Source organism: Enterobacter sp. MGH120 (assembly GCF_001037725.1).
Taxonomy (GTDB): Bacteria; Pseudomonadota; Gammaproteobacteria; order Enterobacterales; family Enterobacteriaceae; genus Enterobacter; species Enterobacter hormaechei_C.
Genome location: NZ_KQ089940.1, coordinates 1,253,801 through 1,272,299, shown reverse-complemented (window position 1 = coordinate 1,272,299; position 18,499 = coordinate 1,253,801). Strand labels below are relative to the sequence as shown.

17 protein-coding genes and 1 other RNA gene are annotated in these 18,499 nt (G+C 57.0%); 4 read left to right on the top strand and 14 right to left on the bottom strand.

Annotated features, from left to right (window positions below; genetic code table 11):
* From SK54_RS06045 to SK54_RS06010, 8 genes are all read right to left on the bottom strand, one after another.
* Entirely contained in the window at positions 1–744 is a 744-nt protein-coding gene (locus SK54_RS06045) for an SDR family oxidoreductase (RefSeq protein ID WP_015571798.1), read from the bottom strand.
* A gap of 70 nt (positions 745–814) precedes the next feature.
* Positions 815–3,688 (bottom strand): aminomethyl-transferring glycine dehydrogenase, encoded by a 2,874-nt coding sequence (gcvP, locus tag SK54_RS06040; protein WP_048246892.1) that lies wholly within the window; start codon positions 3,686–3,688, stop codon positions 815–817.
* Between the two features lie 124 nt (positions 3,689–3,812).
* Complete coding sequence (gcvH, locus tag SK54_RS06035; RefSeq protein WP_006811885.1) at positions 3,813–4,202, bottom strand: glycine cleavage system protein GcvH; 390 nt, start codon at positions 4,200–4,202, stop codon at positions 3,813–3,815.
* Between the two features lie 23 nt (positions 4,203–4,225).
* Positions 4,226–5,320 (bottom strand): glycine cleavage system aminomethyltransferase GcvT, encoded by a 1,095-nt coding sequence (gcvT, locus tag SK54_RS06030; protein WP_003860107.1) that lies wholly within the window; start codon positions 5,318–5,320, stop codon positions 4,226–4,228.
* A 397-nt stretch (positions 5,321–5,717) separates the two neighbouring features.
* Positions 5,718–6,920, bottom strand: a complete 1,203-nt coding sequence (ubiI, locus tag SK54_RS06025) for an FAD-dependent 2-octaprenylphenol hydroxylase (protein ID WP_047050791.1) — start codon at positions 6,918–6,920, stop codon at positions 5,718–5,720.
* Between the two features lie 12 nt (positions 6,921–6,932).
* Positions 6,933–8,111, bottom strand: a complete 1,179-nt coding sequence (gene ubiH / locus SK54_RS06020; RefSeq protein ID WP_047716365.1) for a 2-octaprenyl-6-methoxyphenyl hydroxylase — start codon at positions 8,109–8,111, stop codon at positions 6,933–6,935.
* Positions 8,108–9,421 (bottom strand): Xaa-Pro aminopeptidase, encoded by a 1,314-nt coding sequence (gene pepP / locus SK54_RS06015; RefSeq protein ID WP_100160610.1) that lies wholly within the window; start codon positions 9,419–9,421, stop codon positions 8,108–8,110. Before pepP ends, ubiH begins: the two co-directional genes overlap by 4 nt.
* Positions 9,422–9,452: 31 nt before the next feature.
* The gene (locus tag SK54_RS06010) at positions 9,453–10,031 is read right to left on the bottom strand and encodes a YecA/YgfB family protein (protein ID WP_003860099.1); all 579 of its coding nucleotides are present in this window, start codon (positions 10,029–10,031) and stop codon (positions 9,453–9,455) included.
* A 167-nt stretch (positions 10,032–10,198) separates the two neighbouring features.
* Between SK54_RS06010 and zapA the strand changes: the two genes are divergently transcribed.
* The 3 genes from zapA to SK54_RS06000 all read left to right on the top strand — a co-directional run bounded on the left by zapA (position 10,199) and on the right by SK54_RS06000 (position 11,374).
* A complete protein-coding gene (zapA, locus tag SK54_RS06005) occupies positions 10,199–10,528 on the top strand; it encodes a cell division protein ZapA (RefSeq protein ID WP_003860096.1) in 330 nt (109 codons plus the stop codon).
* Positions 10,529–10,569: 41 nt separating this feature from the next.
* Positions 10,570–10,753, top strand: a non-coding RNA gene (ssrS, locus tag SK54_RS21770) — 6S RNA.
* A 24-nt stretch (positions 10,754–10,777) separates the two neighbouring features.
* On the top strand, positions 10,778–11,374 hold the full coding sequence (locus SK54_RS06000; protein ID WP_017692706.1) for a 5-formyltetrahydrofolate cyclo-ligase: 597 nt from the start codon (positions 10,778–10,780) through the stop codon (positions 11,372–11,374).
* 154 nt (positions 11,375–11,528) lie between these two features.
* Here the strand turns inward: SK54_RS06000 and serA are convergent, their stop codons facing one another.
* Together serA and rpiA are read right to left on the bottom strand one after the other, a co-directional pair.
* Positions 11,529–12,761 (bottom strand): phosphoglycerate dehydrogenase, encoded by a 1,233-nt coding sequence (serA, locus tag SK54_RS05995; protein WP_015571805.1) that lies wholly within the window; start codon positions 12,759–12,761, stop codon positions 11,529–11,531.
* A 265-nt stretch (positions 12,762–13,026) separates the two neighbouring features.
* Complete coding sequence (gene rpiA / locus SK54_RS05990) at positions 13,027–13,686, bottom strand: ribose-5-phosphate isomerase RpiA (RefSeq protein ID WP_017382903.1); 660 nt, start codon at positions 13,684–13,686, stop codon at positions 13,027–13,029.
* A gap of 127 nt (positions 13,687–13,813) precedes the next feature.
* Between rpiA and argP the strand changes: the two genes are divergently transcribed.
* On the top strand, positions 13,814–14,707 hold the full coding sequence (gene argP / locus SK54_RS05985; RefSeq protein WP_003860089.1) for a DNA-binding transcriptional regulator ArgP: 894 nt from the start codon (positions 13,814–13,816) through the stop codon (positions 14,705–14,707).
* Between the two features lie 42 nt (positions 14,708–14,749).
* Here the strand turns inward: argP and SK54_RS05980 are convergent, their stop codons facing one another.
* The 4 genes from SK54_RS05980 to fbaA form a co-directional block, all read right to left on the bottom strand.
* Entirely contained in the window at positions 14,750–15,472 is a 723-nt protein-coding gene (locus tag SK54_RS05980) for an oxidative stress defense protein (protein WP_017382904.1), read from the bottom strand.
* 92 nt (positions 15,473–15,564) lie between these two features.
* A complete protein-coding gene (gene argO, locus SK54_RS05975; protein WP_015571807.1) occupies positions 15,565–16,200 on the bottom strand; it encodes an arginine exporter ArgO in 636 nt (211 codons plus the stop codon).
* A gap of 148 nt (positions 16,201–16,348) precedes the next feature.
* Positions 16,349–17,203, bottom strand: coding sequence for a small-conductance mechanosensitive channel MscS (mscS, locus tag SK54_RS05970; protein ID WP_015571808.1), 855 nt, complete (start codon positions 17,201–17,203; stop codon positions 16,349–16,351).
* 187 nt (positions 17,204–17,390) lie between these two features.
* Entirely contained in the window at positions 17,391–18,470 is a 1,080-nt protein-coding gene (fbaA, locus tag SK54_RS05965; RefSeq protein WP_017692704.1) for a class II fructose-bisphosphate aldolase, read from the bottom strand.
* Between the last annotated feature and the right edge of the window lie 29 nt (positions 18,471–18,499).

The following is an 18,499-nucleotide window of genomic DNA, read 5'->3' as shown; positions in this document are numbered from 1 at the left end:
TTACTTCCCGCCAGCCAGCTCCAGGAAGCTACCGGTGACATAGGAGGCTTTGTCGCTCAGCAGCCAGACAATGGCCTGGGCGACCTCCTCCGGCTGACCGCCACGCTGCATCGGTAACATCGACTTCACCCGATCCACACGCCCCGGCTCGCCGCCGGAGGCGTGAATATCGGTATAAATCAGGCCTGGCCGCACGCCGTTAACGCGAATGCCCTGCGCCGCCACCTCCAGCGCGAGGCCGGTGGTCAGGGAATCCACCGCCCCTTTTGAGGCGGCATAATCCACATATTCCCCCGGCGCGCCCAGCCGTGATGCCGCCGAGGAGACATTCACAATCGCGCCGCCCTTGCCGCCGTGTTTATGCGACATGCGCTTAACCGCTTCACGGCAGCAGAGAAAATAGCCGGTGACGTTGGTAGCCAGCACGCGGTTAATACGTTCAGCGGAGAGGTTTTCGATGGTGGATTGTTCAAACAAAATCCCGGCGTTGTTCACCAGCGCGGCGAGCGGCTCACCTTCGCGATCGATGCTGTCGAACATCGCCATCACCTGCGCTTCATCGCTGATGTCCGCGCGTACGGCAAAGGCTTTACCGCCCGCGTCCACGATCTGATTAATGACGTCCGTCGCGGCTTTGATGTTGTGATGAAAATTCACCGCAACTGTGTAGCCTTCGCTTGCCAGCTGTAGCGCGGTGGCTTTACCAATACCCCGGCTGGCGCCGGTGACCAGTGCAATTGCCATTCTTTTCTCCCAATAAAAAAGCCGGGTAGCGGCTTCGCCTTACCCGGCCTACGTTACTACAGGAACAACGTTACTGGTATTCGCTCATCGGCACGCAGGAGCAGAACAGGTTACGGTCGCCGTAAACATCATCAAGACGTTTCACGGTTGGCCAGTATTTGTTTGCCACACCTGCCGGGAAGACAGCCAGCTCGCGGGTATAACCGTGGTTCCACTCTGCCACCAGTTCGTTCTGTGTATGCGGCGCGTTCACCAGCGGGTTATCTTCCAGCGTCCACTCCCCGCCTTTCACGCGGTCGATTTCGCTGCGGATCGCCAGCATGGCGTCGATAAAGCGATCCAGCTCCACCTTGCTTTCAGATTCGGTCGGCTCAACCATCAGCGTACCCGCTACCGGGAACGACATGGTTGGCGCGTGGAAGCCGTAGTCGATCAGGCGCTTGGCAATATCCAGCTCGCTGATGCCCGTCTCTTCTTTCAGAGGACGAATATCGAGGATGCATTCGTGCGCCACGCGACCGTCGCGGCCGGTATAGAGCACCGGATAGGCGTCCTTCAGACGCGTTGCGATGTAGTTGGCGTTGAGGATCGCCACCTGGCTGGCCTGCTTCAGCCCTTCCGCGCCCATCATGCGGATGTACATCCAGCTGATTGGCAGGATAGAGGCGCTGCCGAACGGTGCCGCGGAGACCGCGCCCTGACGGGTCAGCATGCCTTCAATCTGCACCACGCTGTGGCCCGGCACAAACGGTGCCAGGTGCGCTTTCACGCCGATAGGACCCATCCCCGGGCCGCCACCGCCGTGCGGAATGCAGAACGTTTTATGCAGGTTCAGGTGCGACACATCCGCGCCAATAAAGCCCGGAGAGGTGATGCCCACCTGGGCGTTCATGTTTGCGCCGTCGAGGTAAACCTGGCCGCCGAACTGATGCACCACATCACACACTTCACGGATAGTTTCTTCGTACACGCCGTGGGTGGATGGGTAGGTCACCATGATGCAGGAGAGTTTGTCGCCCGCCTGCTCGGCTTTGGCGCGCAGGTCGGCCAGATCGATGTTGCCGTTTTTGTCGCACGCCACAACCACCACTTCCATTCCTGCCATCTGGGCAGAAGCCGGGTTGGTACCGTGGGCAGAGCTTGGGATCAGGCAGATATCACGGTGGCCTTCATTGCGGCTTTCGTGATAGTGACGGATCGCCAGCAGACCAGCGTATTCACCCTGCGCACCGGAGTTCGGCTGCATGCAGATCGCGTCGTACCCGGTCAGCTTCACCAGCCAGTCGGAGAGCTGGTTGATCATCATGTGATAACCTTCCGCCTGCTCAGCCGGGCAGAACGGGTGCAGCTCAGAGAATTCAGGCCAGGTAATTGGGATCATCTCAGCCGCGGCGTTCAGCTTCATGGTGCAGGAGCCCAGCGGGATCATCGCCTGGTTCAGCGCCAGATCTTTACGTTCCAGAGAGTGCATGTAACGCATCATCTCGGTTTCGCTGTGATAGCGGTTGAACACCGGGTGAGTCAGGATCGCGTCGTCGCGCAGCATGCTTTCCTGAATGGAGCGGCTGTCGAGCGCAACCTCTTTGTCGAGCGTATCAACGTCCAGACCGTGTGCGTCACCCAGCAATACGTTGAACAGGGTCAGGATATCGTCACGGGTGGTGCTTTCGTCCAGCGTAATGCCGACCGCATTGTGAATGTCGCTGCGCAGGTTGATTTGCGCTGCCTCGGCGCGCGCCAGCACGGCCGCTTTGTCTGCCACCTCGACGCACAGGGTATCGAAATAGTGTTCATGACGCAGTCTGAGACCTTTCTGTTGCAGACCGCAGGCCAGGATATCGGCCAGACGGTGGATGCGGCTGGCAATACGTTTCAGGCCAGCCGGACCGTGGAACACCGCGTACAGGCTGGCAATGTTAGCCAGCAGCACCTGCGAGGTACAGATGTTGGAGTTCGCTTTCTCGCGGCGGATATGCTGCTCGCGGGTCTGCATCGCCATGCGCAGCGCGGTGTTACCGGCGGCATCTTTCGATACGCCGATAATACGGCCTGGCATGGAACGTTTAAATTCATCTTTCGCGCCAAAGAACGCCGCGTGCGGGCCGCCGTAGCCCATCGGCACGCCGAAACGCTGAGCTGAGCCGAAGACAATATCCGCGCCCTGTTTGCCTGGCGCCGTCAGCAGCACCAGCGCCATAAAATCAGCGGCGACGCTAACAATAACCTTACGGGATTTCAGCTCGGCGATCAGTGCGCCGTAGTCGTGCACTTCCCCGGTGGTGCCCACCTGCTGCAACAGCACGCCGAAGACGTCCTGGTGATCCAGCACTTTTTCCGCGTCGTCGACAATCACCTCAAAGCCAAAGGTTTCCGCACGGGTGCGCACCACGTCCAGCGTCTGGGGATGCACGTCCGCCGCCACGAAGAAGCGGTTGGCGTTTTTCAGCTTGCTCACGCGCTTCGCCATCGCCATCGCTTCGGCGGCGGCGGTCGCTTCATCCAGCAGCGAGGCAGAGGCGATATCCATACCGGTCAGATCCAGCGTCACCTGCTGGAAGTTCAGCAGCGCTTCCAGACGGCCCTGGGAGACTTCTGGCTGATACGGGGTGTAAGCGGTGTACCAGCCCGGGTTTTCCAGCATGTTACGCAGGATCACCGGCGGTAACTGCACGTTGGTGTAGCCCATGCCAATGTAAGACTTATAGCGCTTGTTAAGGCCGGCGATGGCCTTCAGCTCCGCCAGCGCGGCGAACTCCGTCGTGGACTCGCCTACCTGCGGCGGCGTAGCAAGCTGGATGTCTTTTGGCACGATCTGGCCGATCAGTGCGTTTAATGAATCCGCGCCAACTGTCTTCAGCATCTCCTGCTGTTGCTGAGCATCCGGCCCAATGTGACGTTCAATGAAGGCGCCACGGTTTTCAAGCTGGCTTAAAGTCTGTGTCATGAGCGATGGTTCCTGAAACGTGCAGTGAATTTAAGTTCCCTCTCCCTTTGGGAGAGGGTTAGGGTGAGGGGAAGATTGGCACCCTCACCCCTGCCCTCTCCCAAAGGGAGAGGGGGATTACTGATTACTCGTCTTCTAACAGTGCTTCGTACGCGGTCGCATCCAGCAGCGCGGCAACCTGCGCTTCGTCGCTGGCTTTGATCTTGAAGATCCAGCCGCCTTCATACGGTTCGCTGTTGACCAGCTCCGGGGAGTCGCTCAGCGCGTCGTTCACGGCAACAATTTCACCGCTCACCGGGGCGTAGATGTCAGAGGCCGCTTTAACGGATTCCGCCACCGCACAGTCGTCGCCTGCGCTCACGGTTGCGCCCACTTCCGGCAGGTCAACAAACACCATGTCGCCCAGCAGCTCCTGCGCGTGCTCGGTGATCCCAACGGTGTAAGTGCCGTCCGCCTCTTTGCGCAGCCACTCGTGTTCTTTGCTGTATTTCAGTTCTGCTGGCACATTGCTCATTGAAGTTCTCCTGATAAAAATAGTTAGGCGACCGGCTTACCGGCGCGAACAAAAATCGGTTTGGTCACGTTGACCGGCATTTCGCGGTTGCGGATCTGCACCACCGCCGTTTCGCCAATCCCCGCCGGCACGCGTGCCAGGGCAATACTGTAGCCGAGCGTCGGGGAGAACGTTCCGCTGGTGATCACGCCTTCGCGATGATTGCCATCGGCATCGGTGAAGCGTACAGGCAGCTCGCCGCGCAGAACGCCTTTTTCTTTCATCACCAGGCCTACCAGCTGTTCAGTGCCCTTCTCGCGCTGCATCTCCAGCGCTTCACGACCAATAAAATCACGGTCAGCCGGTTCCCACGCGATGGTCCAGCCCATGTTGGCCGCCAGCGGAGAGACGCCTTCGTCCATCTCCTGACCGTAGAGGTTCATCCCCGCTTCCAGACGCAGCGTATCGCGCGCGCCCAGCCCCGCAGGCTTCACGCCCGCCTCCACCAGCGCACGCCAGAAATCAGCGGCCTTCTCGTTTGGCATGGCAATTTCGTAGCCCGCTTCACCGGTGTAGCCGGTGGTGGCGATAAACAGATCCCCCGCCTGCACGCCGAAGAATGGCTTCATGCCTTCGGTGGCTTTGCGCTGCTCGTCGCTGAACAGAGACGCGGCTTTCGCCTGGGCGTTTGGCCCCTGCACCGCAATCAGCGACAGATCGTCACGAACGGTGATGTCTATGGCGTAAGGTTCAGCGTGTTGGGAAATCCAGGAGAGGTCTTTTTCGCGGGTGGCGGAGTTTACAACGAGGCGGAAGAAATCTTCGGTGAAGTAGTAGACGATGAGGTCGTCAATCACGCCGCCCGAGGCATTCAGCATGCCGGTATAGAGCGCTTTGCCCGGCGTCTTCAGTTTGGCGACGTCATTTGCCAGCAGATAACGCAAAAACTCCCGGGTGCGGCTACCGCGCAGGTCGACAATCGTCATATGAGACACGTCGAACATACCGGCATCGGTGCGCACCGCGTGGTGCTCATCAATCTGCGAGCCGTAGTGCAGCGGCATCATCCAGCCGTGGAAGTCCACCATGCGGGCGCCGCACAACACGTGCTGTTCGTACAAAGGAGTCTGTTGAGCCATCTTTTCCTCGTTGAAAAATTCACCGTGAAACCCGGTGTCGGCCTCGCGATCGGGGGCCGACGCAAACGTTCTCTTTTACCTGAACTTACCACCGAAACCGGCGGTTAACCATAAGGTAAAACGGGTCATCACATTAGCTTATGACCAAAAATCGCTGAAAAGCCTACAGAGTTATTCACTGGGAAAATGCGATTAAACCCGCATAAAATTAACAATGATCTAACAGGATTTAGCAGATGGTGATATTTCATGCGGAAAAACGGGCCGAATTTCCGTAACATAAAAATAGTTAGATTAGATTTTCTAATGCGAAAAATGACGTGAAATTAGATTATTTCAAACGAGGAAATTTCCCCGGCGCGGAGGCCGGGAAAATAAAGTGTGACGGGGATCGAGATTAACGTAACCAGTCGGGAAGATCGTTGAGGCCCATTGCCTGACGAAGAAGCTGCGGTTTTACGCCGGGAAGGGTGTCGGCCAGCTTGAGGCCAATATCACGCAGCAGTTTTTTCGCCGGATTCGCTCCGGCAAACAGCTCGCGGAAGCCCTGCATTCCCGCCAGCATCATCGCCGCACTGTGTTTGCGGCTGCGCTCGTAGCGACGCAGATACAGATGCTGACCAATATCTTTGCCTTCCCGATGCAGGCGACGCAGCTCTTCAACCAGCTCAGCCGCGTCCATAAAGCCGAGGTTCACCCCCTGCCCGGCCAGCGGATGAATGGTATGCGCCGCATCCCCCACCAGCGCCAGACGGTGCGCGGCAAACTGACGCGCGTAGCGACCGGTTAACGGAAACGTCTGGCGTTCGCTTTCAAGCGTGCACAGGCCCAGACGGTTATCAAACGCCACGCATAGCGCCTGACTGAAGGCATCCGGCGTCGCCTCCTGCATCTGCTGCGCTTTCTCCGGCTCTAAAGACCAGACGATGGAGCAGAGATGCGGATCGGCAAGCGGCAGGAAGGCCAGAATGCCGTCATTATGGAAAATCTGGCGCGCCACGCCGCCGTGCGGCTCTTCGGTGCGGATTGTGGCCACCAACGCGTGATGGCGGTAATCCCAGAAGGTCAGCGGAATATCCGCTTTGTTACGCAGCCAGGAATTGGCGCCGTCGGCACCCACCACCAGACGCGCGGTCAGCATGTCGCCACTTTCAAGAGTGATAAACGCGTCGTTTTCGCCCCACGCCACCTGCTGAAGTTTCGCCGGTGCGATCAGCGTGACGTCGCTGCACTGCTGCGCTTTCTGCCACAGCGCGTGGTGGATCACCGCGTTTTCAACGATGTGTCCAAGGTGGCTGTAGCCCATGCTTTCATCGTCAAACGCGATACGGCCGAAGCTGTCTTTATCCCACACTTCCATGCCATGGTAACAGCTGGCACGCAGCGCCACGATTTCAGACCAGACGCCAAGGTGCGTCAGTAGCTTTTCGCTGGCGGCATTGATCGCCGAGACGCGCAGCTCCGGCGGTGCATCCTGCGCCACAGGCTGCGGCGCTTTTTGCTCAAGCACGGCCACGCGCAGGCCGCTGCCCTGTAAACCACAGGCCAGCGCCAGTCCTACCATTCCGCCGCCCACAATGGCGACATCAACATTTTGCACGGTCAATACTCCTTAACGCGCGACCCAACCCAGGGTCCGCTGCGCCAGCACGTCACGTGCCGGAATGAACATTTCCATCGCCATCAGCCCAAGGTTGCGACCCGCAACCAGCGGTGCCCAGCGATTGGCAAACAGGTGGACTAAACCGTCGGTGACACCAATGGTCGCCGCTTTGTCCGCCTGGCGTCGTTTCTGGTAATGGCTCAGCACCGAGTATGCGCCACAATCCTGTTGTTCGCTCCACGTCCGGGCCAGGAGCTCTGCCAGGCTTATCACGTCACGGAGGCCAAGGTTGAAGCCTTGCCCGGCGATGGGGTGCAGCGTCTGCGCGGCGTTGCCGACCAGGGCGACGCGATGGGAGACAGTCTGCGATGCGGTCGTCAGCGCGAGCGGATAGGCCACGCGTTTTCCGGCATGGGTGATGCGCCCAAGCCGCCAGCCGAAGGCTTTTTGCAGCTCGGAACAAAAACGTTCGTCGGACCAGGAGAGAACCTCATCGGCCCGATCCTGCGCATGGCACCATACCAGCGAGCAACGCCCGTTCGACATCGGCAGCATGGCCAGCGGGCCGTGTTCCGTGAAGCGCTCAAATGCCCTGCCGTTATGCGCGCCAGCCGTAGAGACGTTAGCGATGACCGCCGCCTGCCCATAGGGTTCAGAGCGCCATTCGACGCCGCACTGCGTGGCGATCGCGGAGCGTGAACCATCTGCCGCCACCAGCAGTTGCCCCTCCAGCGTGGTGCCGTTGTCCAGCGTCACGCTGACGGCCTCGTCACGACGGCTAAAGCTGGCGACGCGCGCCGGACAGTGCAGCGTGACGCCAGGCGCGTCCTGTAACAGACGGAACAGCCGCAGCCCTACATCATGCAGCTCGACAACCTGCCCCAACGCCTCGATCCGATAATCGTGGGCATCCAGCGTCACAAACCCGGCATGCCCGCGATCGCTGACGTGAACGGTGCCGATCGCCGTTGCGCAATTCGCTATCGCCTGCCAGATCCCAATACGCGCAAGCTGCTGACAGGTCCCCTGCGCCAGCGCGATAGCGCGGGCGTCGAAACCGGGATGATCGGCCGCCTGCGGCGCGACCGCCTCAACGAGATGCACCGGAAGCTGGCCCTGGGTTAACTGCGAAATAGCCAGCGCCAGAGTAGCGCCGGTCATGCCTCCGCCAACGATGATTACGCTCATTCGCGTGCCGCCGCCATCAGCGCCTCGATGTCGTCGGCTTTTTTCACCACGGTCGCGGTCAGGTTTTCGTTACCGGTTTTGGTGATGACGATGTCATCTTCAATACGAATGCCGATCCCGCGGTACTGTTCCGGCACGTCGGCATCCGGCGCGATGTACAGCCCCGGCTCAACGGTCAGCACCATGCCTGGCTCCAGCATGCGCGAACGTTCCGGACCGTATGCCCCGACGTCATGCACATCCAGCCCCAGCCAGTGGCTCAGGCCGTGCATAAAGTACGGACGATGGGCGTTTTCGGTTATAAGGGTGTCCACATCGCCTTTCAGAATGCCGAGCTTCACCAGCCCGGTAATCATGATGCGCACCACCTCGCCCGTAACCTCCTGTATGGAGGTGCCAGGGCGGAACAGCGTCAGCGCGGTCTCCAGAGACTCAAGCACGATGTCATAGATTTCACGCTGCGCGGTGGTGAATTTACCGTTCACCGGGAAGGTACGGGTGATGTCGCCCGCGTAACCCTGATATTCACAGCCAGCGTCAATCAGCACCAGATCGCCGTCGCGCAGTTCACTTTCGTTTTCGGTGTAGTGCAGAATGCAGCCATTTTCCCCGCCGCCTACGATGGTGTTATAGGACGGGAAGCGCGCGCCGTGACGGTTAAATTCATGGTGAATTTCCCCTTCAAGCTGGTACTCAAACATACCGGGACGGCACTTTTCCATGGCGCGGGTATGCGCCAGGGCGCTGATTTCGCCCGCGCGGCGCATCACGTTCAGCTCTTCTTCAGACTTGAACAGGCGCATCTCATGCACCATCGGTCGCCAGTCCGTCAGGGTGGCGGGTGCAGACAAATTCTGACGTGAGCCTTTACGCAGCTTATCCAGCGCGGTGAAAACAATGTCATCCGCATACGCGTATTCGCCCTGGGCGTGATAGAGCACGTCCAGACCGTTCAGCAGTTGGTAGAGCTGCTGGTTGATTTCGCTGTAGGCCAGCGCGCGGTCCACGCCCAGTTTTTCTGGCGCCGCCTCCTGCCCTAAGCGGCGACCAAACCAGATTTCCGCGGTCAGATCGCGCACGCGGTTAAAAATCACGCTGTGGTTGTGGGTGTCATTGCTTTTAATCAGCACCAGTACCGCTTCCGGCTCGTTAAACCCGGTGAAGTACCAGAAATCACTGCTCTGGCGATAGGGGTATTCGCTGTCGGCGCTGCGCGTCACTTCCGGCGCGGCGAAAATCAGGGCAGCGCTTCCCGGCTGCATTTTTGCCAGCAGCGCCTGACGACGGCGAGAATACTCTTGACTGGAGATAACCATGACACCCTCCTGTGCGTTATTTTTCTTAGTGTAATGTTGGCTTGCGAACTTCCGGCGCGGTCGGCTGCGAGCGCGTAAAATTGTCGTGGCACAGCAGAGACGCCACGCGCACGTACTCGATAATCTCTTCGAGAGACATCTCCAGCTCTTCCTGGTCTTCGTCTTCATCGTAGCCGAGCTGGGCGATGTTGCGCAGATCGTCGATCGCTTCACCCGCTTCGCCGGTCACTTTATCCAGTTTAGGCTGGGTTACGCCCAGGCCAAGAAGATAGTGGTTTACCCAACCCGCGAGCGCATCAGCGCGATCGAAGACGCTGACATCGTCGCCTTCAGGCAGATAAAGCTGAAAAAGAAAGCCATCGTCTTCCAGGGAATCGCTGGTTGCGGCGTGCATTTTACGCAGCGCTTCCGCCAGTTCGTGGCCAAACGCCAGCCCTTCGTTGGTGAGGTCGTGGATCAGCGGCTGCCATGAGCTGTCGCTGTTTCCGCCGCACAGTATGCCGCTGATCAGACCGTGCATTTCGGCAGGGGTCAGACCGACTCCCTGCTGGTTCAGTAACTGGTTTAAATCCTTGTAACCAGGCATTTCGTTCTGTATAGACATACGCATTCGTCATCAAAGGGAGGATATTCATGATATGCTACCACTTTGGACCCTGGTGATACCAGAAAAGGGCTTGTATCTTCACATCAGGGTAGCTATAGTGTCGCCCCTTCGCAGCCCCCGGGGCAGTATGCGAAGGCAGCGCAGTCAATCAGCAGGAAGGTGGCATGTCTGCACAACCCGTCGATCTCCAGATTTTTGGCCGTTCACTGCGAGTGAATTGTCCGCCTGAACAAAGGGATGCCTTGAATCAGGCTGCGGACGATTTGAATCAGCGGTTGCAAGATCTAAAAGAACGCACTAGAGTCACAAATACTGAGCAGCTGGTTTTCATCGCCGCGTTGAACATCAGCTATGAACTGACTCAGGAAAAAGCGAAGACCCGCGATTACGCGGCAAGCATGGAGCAGCGCATTAAAATGCTCCAGCAGACCATAGAACAGGCATTGCTTGATCAAGGTCGCAGTCCCGAAAGACCGGGACCAAAGTTTGAATAACACTTCTCAGTTGACTATGGTAGAGTAACTGTGAAGACAAAATTTCTCTGAGATGTTCGCAAGCGGGCCAGTCCCCTGAGCCGATATTTCATACCACAAGAATGTGGCGCTCCATGGTTGGTGAGCATGCTCGGTTCGTCCGAGAAGCCTTAAAACTATGACGACACATTCACCTTGAACCAAGGGTTCAAGGGTTACAGCCTGCGGCGGCATCTCGGAGATTCCCTCTCTTTTCTTCTACCGACTACCATGACTCAACTCCCTGAAGTTTCTGCTTCACGCCAGGACATCCGTCAGCTTATTCGCCAGCGTCGTCGCGCTCTAAGCGCCGAGCAACAGGCACAGTTTGCTCAGCAGGCCGCCGCCCGCATGATGGCCTATCCCCCTGTGGTGATGGCAAACACCGTCGCCCTGTTTCTCTCGTTTGATGGTGAGCTGGATACCCAACCGCTTATCGACCAGCTCTGGCGCGCCGGGAAAAAAGTTTACCTGCCGGTTCTGCATCCCTTTAGCCCGGGCAATCTGCTGTTTCTGCACTACCATCCGCACAGCGAGCTGGTGGTGAATCGTCTGAAAATCACCGAACCCAAACTCGACGTGCGCGACGTGCTCCCGCTTTCCGGGCTGGATGTGCTGATTACGCCGCTGGTGGCGTTTGACGAGCAGGGCCAGCGATTAGGCATGGGCGGGGGATTCTATGACAGGACGCTACAAAACTGGCAGCAGTACGGATTGCAGCCGGTGGGGTATGCGCATGATTGCCAGGGCGTGGAGGCATTACCCGTAGAGAAATGGGATGTGCCGTTGCCGGCGGTGGTGACGCCCAGTAAAACCTGGACCTGGTAGAACAAAGCCGGGTGGCGGCTACGCCTTACCCGGCCTACATAAATCCTCGAACATTGCAGGTCGGGTAAGCGTAAGCGCCACCCGACACACAGACCGCACGACAACTGTAGGTCGGGTAAGGCGTAGCCGCCACCCGACGCCACAGACCGCACCATCAGTACAACAGGCGCGCGCGAATCGTCCCCGGAATGGCCTTCATGCTCTGCAATGCTTTCTCGGCGATGTCTTCATCCGCTTCGATATCAATCACCACATAACCCATCTGCGAGTTAGTTTGCAGATACTGCGCGGCAATGTTAACACCCTGCTCAGCAAAGATCTGGTTGATGGCGGTCAGCACGCCAGGACGGTTTTCGTGGATGTGCAGCAGACGACGCCCACCGTGCAGCGGCAGAGACACCTCCGGGAAGTTCACCGCAGAGAGCGTTGAACCGTTGTCGGAATATTTGCTCAGTTTACCCGCCACTTCCAGGCCGATATTCTCCTGCGCTTCCTGAGTAGAACCGCCGATGTGCGGCGTCAGGATCACGTTGTCGAACTCGCACAACGGAGAAGTGAACGGATCGCTGTTGGTGGCCGGTTCCGTCGGGAATACGTCAATCGCCGCACCCGCCAGATGCTTACGCTTCAGCGCATCGCACAGCGCAGGAATGTCAACCACAGTGCCGCGCGCGGCGTTGATCAGCAGAGCGCCCGGCTTCATCAGCGCCAGCTCTTCCGCCCCCATCATGTTTTTGGTGGACGCATTTTCCGGCACGTGCAGACTGACCACGTCACTCATATTCAGCAGATCAGAGAGATGCTGCACCTGCGTCGCGTTACCCAGCGGCAGCTTGCTTTCGATATCGTAGAAAAACACGTGCATGCCGAGGGATTCCGCCAGAATACCGAGCTGCGTACCGATGTGGCCGTAACCGATAATCCCAAGCTTTTTACCACGCGCTTCGTAGGAGCCCGCAGCCAGCTTATTCCACACGCCGCGGTGCGCTTTAGCGTTAGCTTCCGGAATGCCGCGAAGGAGCAGCAGCAGCTCGCCAATCACCAGCTCCGCCACGGAACGGGTGTTAGAGAACGGCGCGTTAAAGACCGGGATACCACGTTTTGCGGCGGCATTCAGATCAACCTGATTGGTGCCGATGCAGAAACAGCCAATCGCCACCAGCTTTTCCGCCGCAGCAATAACGTCTTCAGTCAGTTGGGTACGGGATCGCAGGCCAATGAAATGGGCATCACGGATGGACGCTTTCAGCTCTTCAGTGTCCAGCGCGCCTTTGTGAAATTCGATGTTGGTGTAGCCTGCTGCGCGAAGGCTATCGAGCGCTTTCTGGTGCACGCCTTCAACCAGCAGGAATTTAATCTTGTCTTTCTCCAGTGATACCTTTGCCATTTACCCGACCCTGTTTTTATCTGAACTGATGTTGTGCTGGATATAAATCCCGTGCAGCCAACATATCAAAAAAAACTATTGCAGCAATATGAACGTTTGCGTCGGCACTCTGAAGAAAAGTCATACAGAGCAAAATGGCAGAGGAAAATGCTGCGGAAAATTACGAACGTGGCAGGATCGGCAAAAGAGGCGGAAAAACGTGACACAAGTCACCGAATTTAGCTTTTCAAATTTTTTTAGCGGGGGGAGCGCTCCCCCCGTCAGATCATTTTACGATGGTTTTTACACCGTCAGCCGTGCCGATCAGCGCCACATCCGCGCCACGGTTGGCAAATAACCCTACGGTAACGACGCCTGGAATGCCGTTGATCGCATTTTCCAGCGCAATGGCATCGAGGATCTCAAGGCCGTGAACGTCGAGGATCACGTTGCCGTTGTCGGTCACCACACCCTGACGGTATTCCGGACGACCACCCAGCTTCACCAGTTGACGTGCCACGGCGCTGCGCGCCATCGGGATCACTTCGACCGGCAGCGGGAAATTCCCCAGAATGTCGACCTGCTTGGAGGCGTCCGCGATGCAGATGAACTTATCCGCCACGGAAGCGATGATCTTCTCGCGGGTCAGCGCCGCGCCACCGCCTTTGATCATCTGCATATGGCCGTTGATTTCATCCGCGCCATCAACGTAAATGCCCAGACGGTCCACTTCGTTGAGGTCGAAAACGGTGATGCCGAGTCTTTTCAGCTTTTCCGTGGAAGCATCGGAGCTGGAAACCGCGCCCTCGATCTGCCCCTTCATCGTGCCCAGCGCATCGATAAAGTGCGCCGCCGTCGACCCCGTACCAACACCGACAATGGTACCCGGCTGTACGTACTGGAGAGCGGCCCATCCTACTGCTTTTTTCAGTTCATCCTGCGTCATGATCGTTTTGCCTGTGGTGTGAAAACTCAGGGCGCATTATAGAACACGTCGAATGGATTTCGTCTGCCACGAAGGGAAAATTGTGTCATAGTGCAGATTAAGCAAAATTAAGGAGTCAGCCAGAGCAATGAAACGTCCGGACTACAGAACACTACAGGCACTTGATGCAGTTATTCGTGAACGCGGTTTTGAGCGCGCGGCGCAAAAGCTGTGCATCACCCAGTCCGCCGTATCACAGCGTATCAAACAGCTTGAAAACATGTTCGGGCAGCCGCTGCTGGTGCGTACCGTACCGCCGCGTCCGACGGAGCAAGGACAAAAGCTCCTCGCCCTGCTGCGGCAGGTTGAACTGCTGGAAGATGAGTGGCTGGGCGATGAACAGACCGGCTCCACGCCGCTGCTGCTGTCGCTGGCGGTGAACGCCGACAGTCTGGCAACCTGGCTGCTGCCGGCCCTTGCGCCGGTGCTGGCCGACTCCCCTATCCGCCTGAATCTCCAGGTTGAAGACGAGACCCGCACTCAGGAACGCCTGCGCCGTGGCGAAGTGGTTGGGGCGGTCAGTATTCAGCCTCAGGCGCTGCCAAGCTGTCTGGTGGATCAGCTGGGCGCGCTGGATTACCTGTTTGTCGGTTCAAAAGCCTTTGCCGAGCGTTACTTCCCGAACGGTGTGACCCGCGCCGCGCTGCTGAAAGCGCCTGCCGTCGCTTTCGACCATCTGGACGATATGCATCAGGCCTTCCTGCAACAAAACTTCGATCTGCCGCCGGGCAGCGTGCCGTGTCATATCGTTAACTCGTCCGAAGCCTTCGTACAGCTCGCGCGTCAGGGAACCACCTGCTGCATGATCCCGCATTTGCAGATTGAGAAAGAGTTGAAAAGCGGTGAGCTGATTGATTTAACCCCGGGGCTGTATCAGCGCCGGATGCTGTACTGGCACCGTTTTGCGCCGGAAAGCCGCATGATGCGCAACGTCACTGACGCGCTGCTGGCGTTTGGGCACAAGGTGTTAAGACAGGATTGAAAAACTAGCCGGGTGGCGGCTTCGCCTTACCCGGCCTACGGGTTACTGAGCGGGCTTTTCAGTCGGCTCCAGCTGGAACACCACATCAACCTGATCGTCGAACTGAATGGTTGGCTGCTCGTAGGTTTCCTGAGCAGAAACCGGCGCGGCGTCCGCCTTCATCATCCGAACCATCGGGCTTGGCTGGTAGTTTGAAACGTGGTAGCGCACGCTGTAAACCGGACCGAGCTTGGTCTTGAAGCCGGATGCCAGCTGCTGCGCCTGATGAATGGCATCATCAATCGCCGCTTTACGCGCTTCGTCTTTATATTTCTCCGGTTGCGCAACGCCCAGCGAGACGGAACGAATTTCGTTCAGCCCAGCCTTCAGCGCACCATCCAGCAATCCGTTGAGCTTATCAAGCTGGCGTACAGTCACTTCCACAGTACGCACGGCGCGATAGCCTTTCAGGATGCTTTTGCCGTTCTGGTAGTCGTAATCCGGTTGGGTACGCAGGTTCGCAGAGCTGATGTCTTTTTTCGCGACACCGTTCTGTTCCAGGAAAGAGAGGTATTGCGCAACACGATCGTCTGCCTGTTTCTTGGCGGAAGCAGCATCTTTCGCCGCCACGTTCACTTCAATTGCCAGGGTTGCAACATCCGGTACCGCATCCACGCTTGCCGTGCCTGAAGTGACAATGTGCGGGCCGTTTGGCAGTTCATTCGCCTGCACCGACACCGCACCTAAACTTACTAATGCCGCCAGGGCCATCACCTTAAACTTCACTGTCATTCCTCCATGTTGCGAAGAGTGCCCCATCAACAGGGCTCATGCCAGCAAGCTTAGCGGGTCTTATTCAGATGTCCATAAGACAACGCTTAGTTGAACAATCCCTGTACGTGATGAATGCCCTCTTTCGCCAGCTGGAAGGCAATAAACCACATCACCAGCCCAACCAGGGTATTGATAGTGCGCTGCGCTTTAGCGGTGCGAAGACGTGGCGCCAGCCATGCCGCCAGGATCGCAAGACCAAAGAACCAGAGGAAGGAGGCGCTGACCGTACCGAGCGCAAACCAGCGCTTGGGCTCAACGTCCAGCTGTCCACCCAGGCTGCCGAGCACCACAAAGGTATCAAGGTAGACGTGCGGGTTAAGCCACGTCACGGCGAGCATGGTGACGATAATCTTCCAGCGCCCTTGCTTCATCACTTCGGCGCTCGCCAGCTCAAGATTGCTGCTCATGGCCGTTTTCAGGGCGCCAAACCCGTACCACAGCAGAAACGCTACGCCGCCCCAGGTAACCAGCGCCAGCAGCCACGGCGACTGCATCAGCAAGGCGCTGCCGCCAAAAATCCCGGCGCAAATCAGTAGCAAATCGCTCACCGCGCACAGCAGGGCAATCATCAGATGATACTGGCGGCGAATGCCCTGGTTCATCACAAACGCATTTTGTGGACCAAGGGGAAGGATCATGGCCGCGCCTAACGCAAGCCCCTGAAAATAATAAGATAACATGACGTAATTCTCGCAGAGTTGTCCTGGAGGCAGACTATACTGCGGGAACGACATTAGAGGAAATTGATAATATTAATTGGAGATTAGCCGGGCTAATATAAGAAAAGCCCGGTGTCGCTGACGCTTACCGGGCCTACGTTAAAGCAAATTATTCGGCTGCTTTCTCGCGTTTGAGATTTACGTCCATCTGCGGATAAGGGAAGCTGATACCGTTGGCATCGAAATCACGCTTGATGCGCTCCAGCACGTCCCAGTAAACGTTTTGCAGATCGCCGCTTTTACTCCAGATGCGCACCACAAAATTAATGGATGACGCGCCCAGCTCGTTCAGGCGAACGGTCATTTCGCGATCTTTAAGAATGCGGTCATCTGATTCGATGATATCGGTAATCAGCTTTTTCACCAGCTCAGTATCTGAATCATAGCCAACCCCGATAATGAGTTCATTACGGCGAACCGGCTCACGAGAGAAGTTAGTAATGTTGCCATCAATCACTTTCTTGTTTGGCACAATGACGATTTTGCCGTCTGCCGAACGCAGCGTGGTAGAAAAAATCTGCACGTTCAGCACGGTGCCCGCAGTGCCACCGAGATCAACATACTCTCCGGCACGGAAAGGACGGAACGTCACTAACAGTACGCCAGCTGCAAGGTTAGCCAGCGAGCCCTGAAGAGCGAGACCTACGGCCAGACCAGCGGCACCAAGTACGGCAATGACCGAAGCGGTCTGTACACCGACCCGCCCCATTGCCGCAATGAGGGTAAACGCAATAATCCCGTAACGCACCAGCGCAGATAGGAAATCAGCAACGGTTGCATCGATATGACGGGATAGCATTACGCGATTAACGCCCCGGGAAACCGTGCGGGCAACGATCATCCCCACAATAATAATGGCGATTGCCGCCGCAATATTCACAGCGTAACTAATCAGGAGCGCCTGGTTGCGCACCAGCCAGGAGCCAGCGTTATTGATGCTATCTACAACACCGAGATCTTCCATTTATCTTTCCTTATGCTCATAAAAACCACAAAATCTATCCCACACGGAGACAGGCAGGTCAGTAAAGGGTAAACAAAAAGCCATGATATTGCCAAACAGATCACAAAAACAGAGGCATCAGGCTATTGAAAAGGCATAAAAAAAGGCCCGCATATGCGGACCTTCTTGACGCTATGAACAGCTCAAATTACAGAACGTCAACCGCGTTCAGTTCTTTGAATGCCTGCTCCAGACGAGTAATCATAGAAGTCTGGGCAGCGCGCAGCCATACGCGTGGATCGTAGTATTTCTTGTTCGGCTGGTCTTCGCCTTTCGGGTTGCCCAGCTGACCTTGCAGGTAAGCTTCGTTGGTTTTGTAGTATTGCAGGATACCGTCCCAGGTTGCCCATTGGGTGTCGGTATCGATGTTCATTTTCACTACGCCGTAGCTTACGGAATCTTTGATTTCCTGAGCAGAAGAACCGGAACCGCCGTGGAAGACGAAGTTCAGGCTGTTGTGCGGCAGGTTGTGTTTCTTAGACACGTATTCCTGAGAATCACGCAGGATGGTCGGGGTCAGAACCACGTTACCTGGTTTGTATACGCCGTGTACGTTACCGAAGGACGCTGCGATGGTGAAGCGTGGGCTGATTTTGCTCAGCTCGGTGTAAGCGTAATCAACGTCTTCTGGCTGAGTGTACAGAGCAGAAGCGTCCATGTGGCTGTTGTCCACACCGTCTTCTTCACCGCCGGTGCAACCCAGTTCGATTTCCAGGGTCATGCCCATTTTGGACATACGCGCCAGGTACTTAGAGCAGATCTCGATGTTTTCTTCCAGAGACTCTTCGGACAGGTCGATCATGTGAGAAGAGAACAGTGGCTTACCGGTTGCTGCGAAGTGTTTTTCACCTGCGTCCAGCAGACCGTCGATCCATGGCAGCAGTTTTTTCGCGCAGTGGTCAGTGTGCAGGATAACCGGAACACCGTAGTGCTCAGCCATCTGGTGAACGTGATGTGCGCCAGAGATAGCACCCAGGATAGCAGCGCCCTGAGGAACGTCAGTTTTCACGCCTTTACCTGCGATGAACGCAGCGCCGCCGTTAGAGAACTGAACGATAACCGGTGCTTTAACTTTTGCAGCGGTTTCCAGTACGGCGTTGATGGAGTCGGTACCTACGCAGTTAACTGCTGGCAGAGCGAAGTTGTTTTCTTTAGCTACCTGGAACACTTTCTGTACGTCATCACCAGTGATAACGCCAGGTTTTACGAAATCAAAAATTTTAGACATGTTGCTTAGTCCTGTATCTTCGGCCGTTA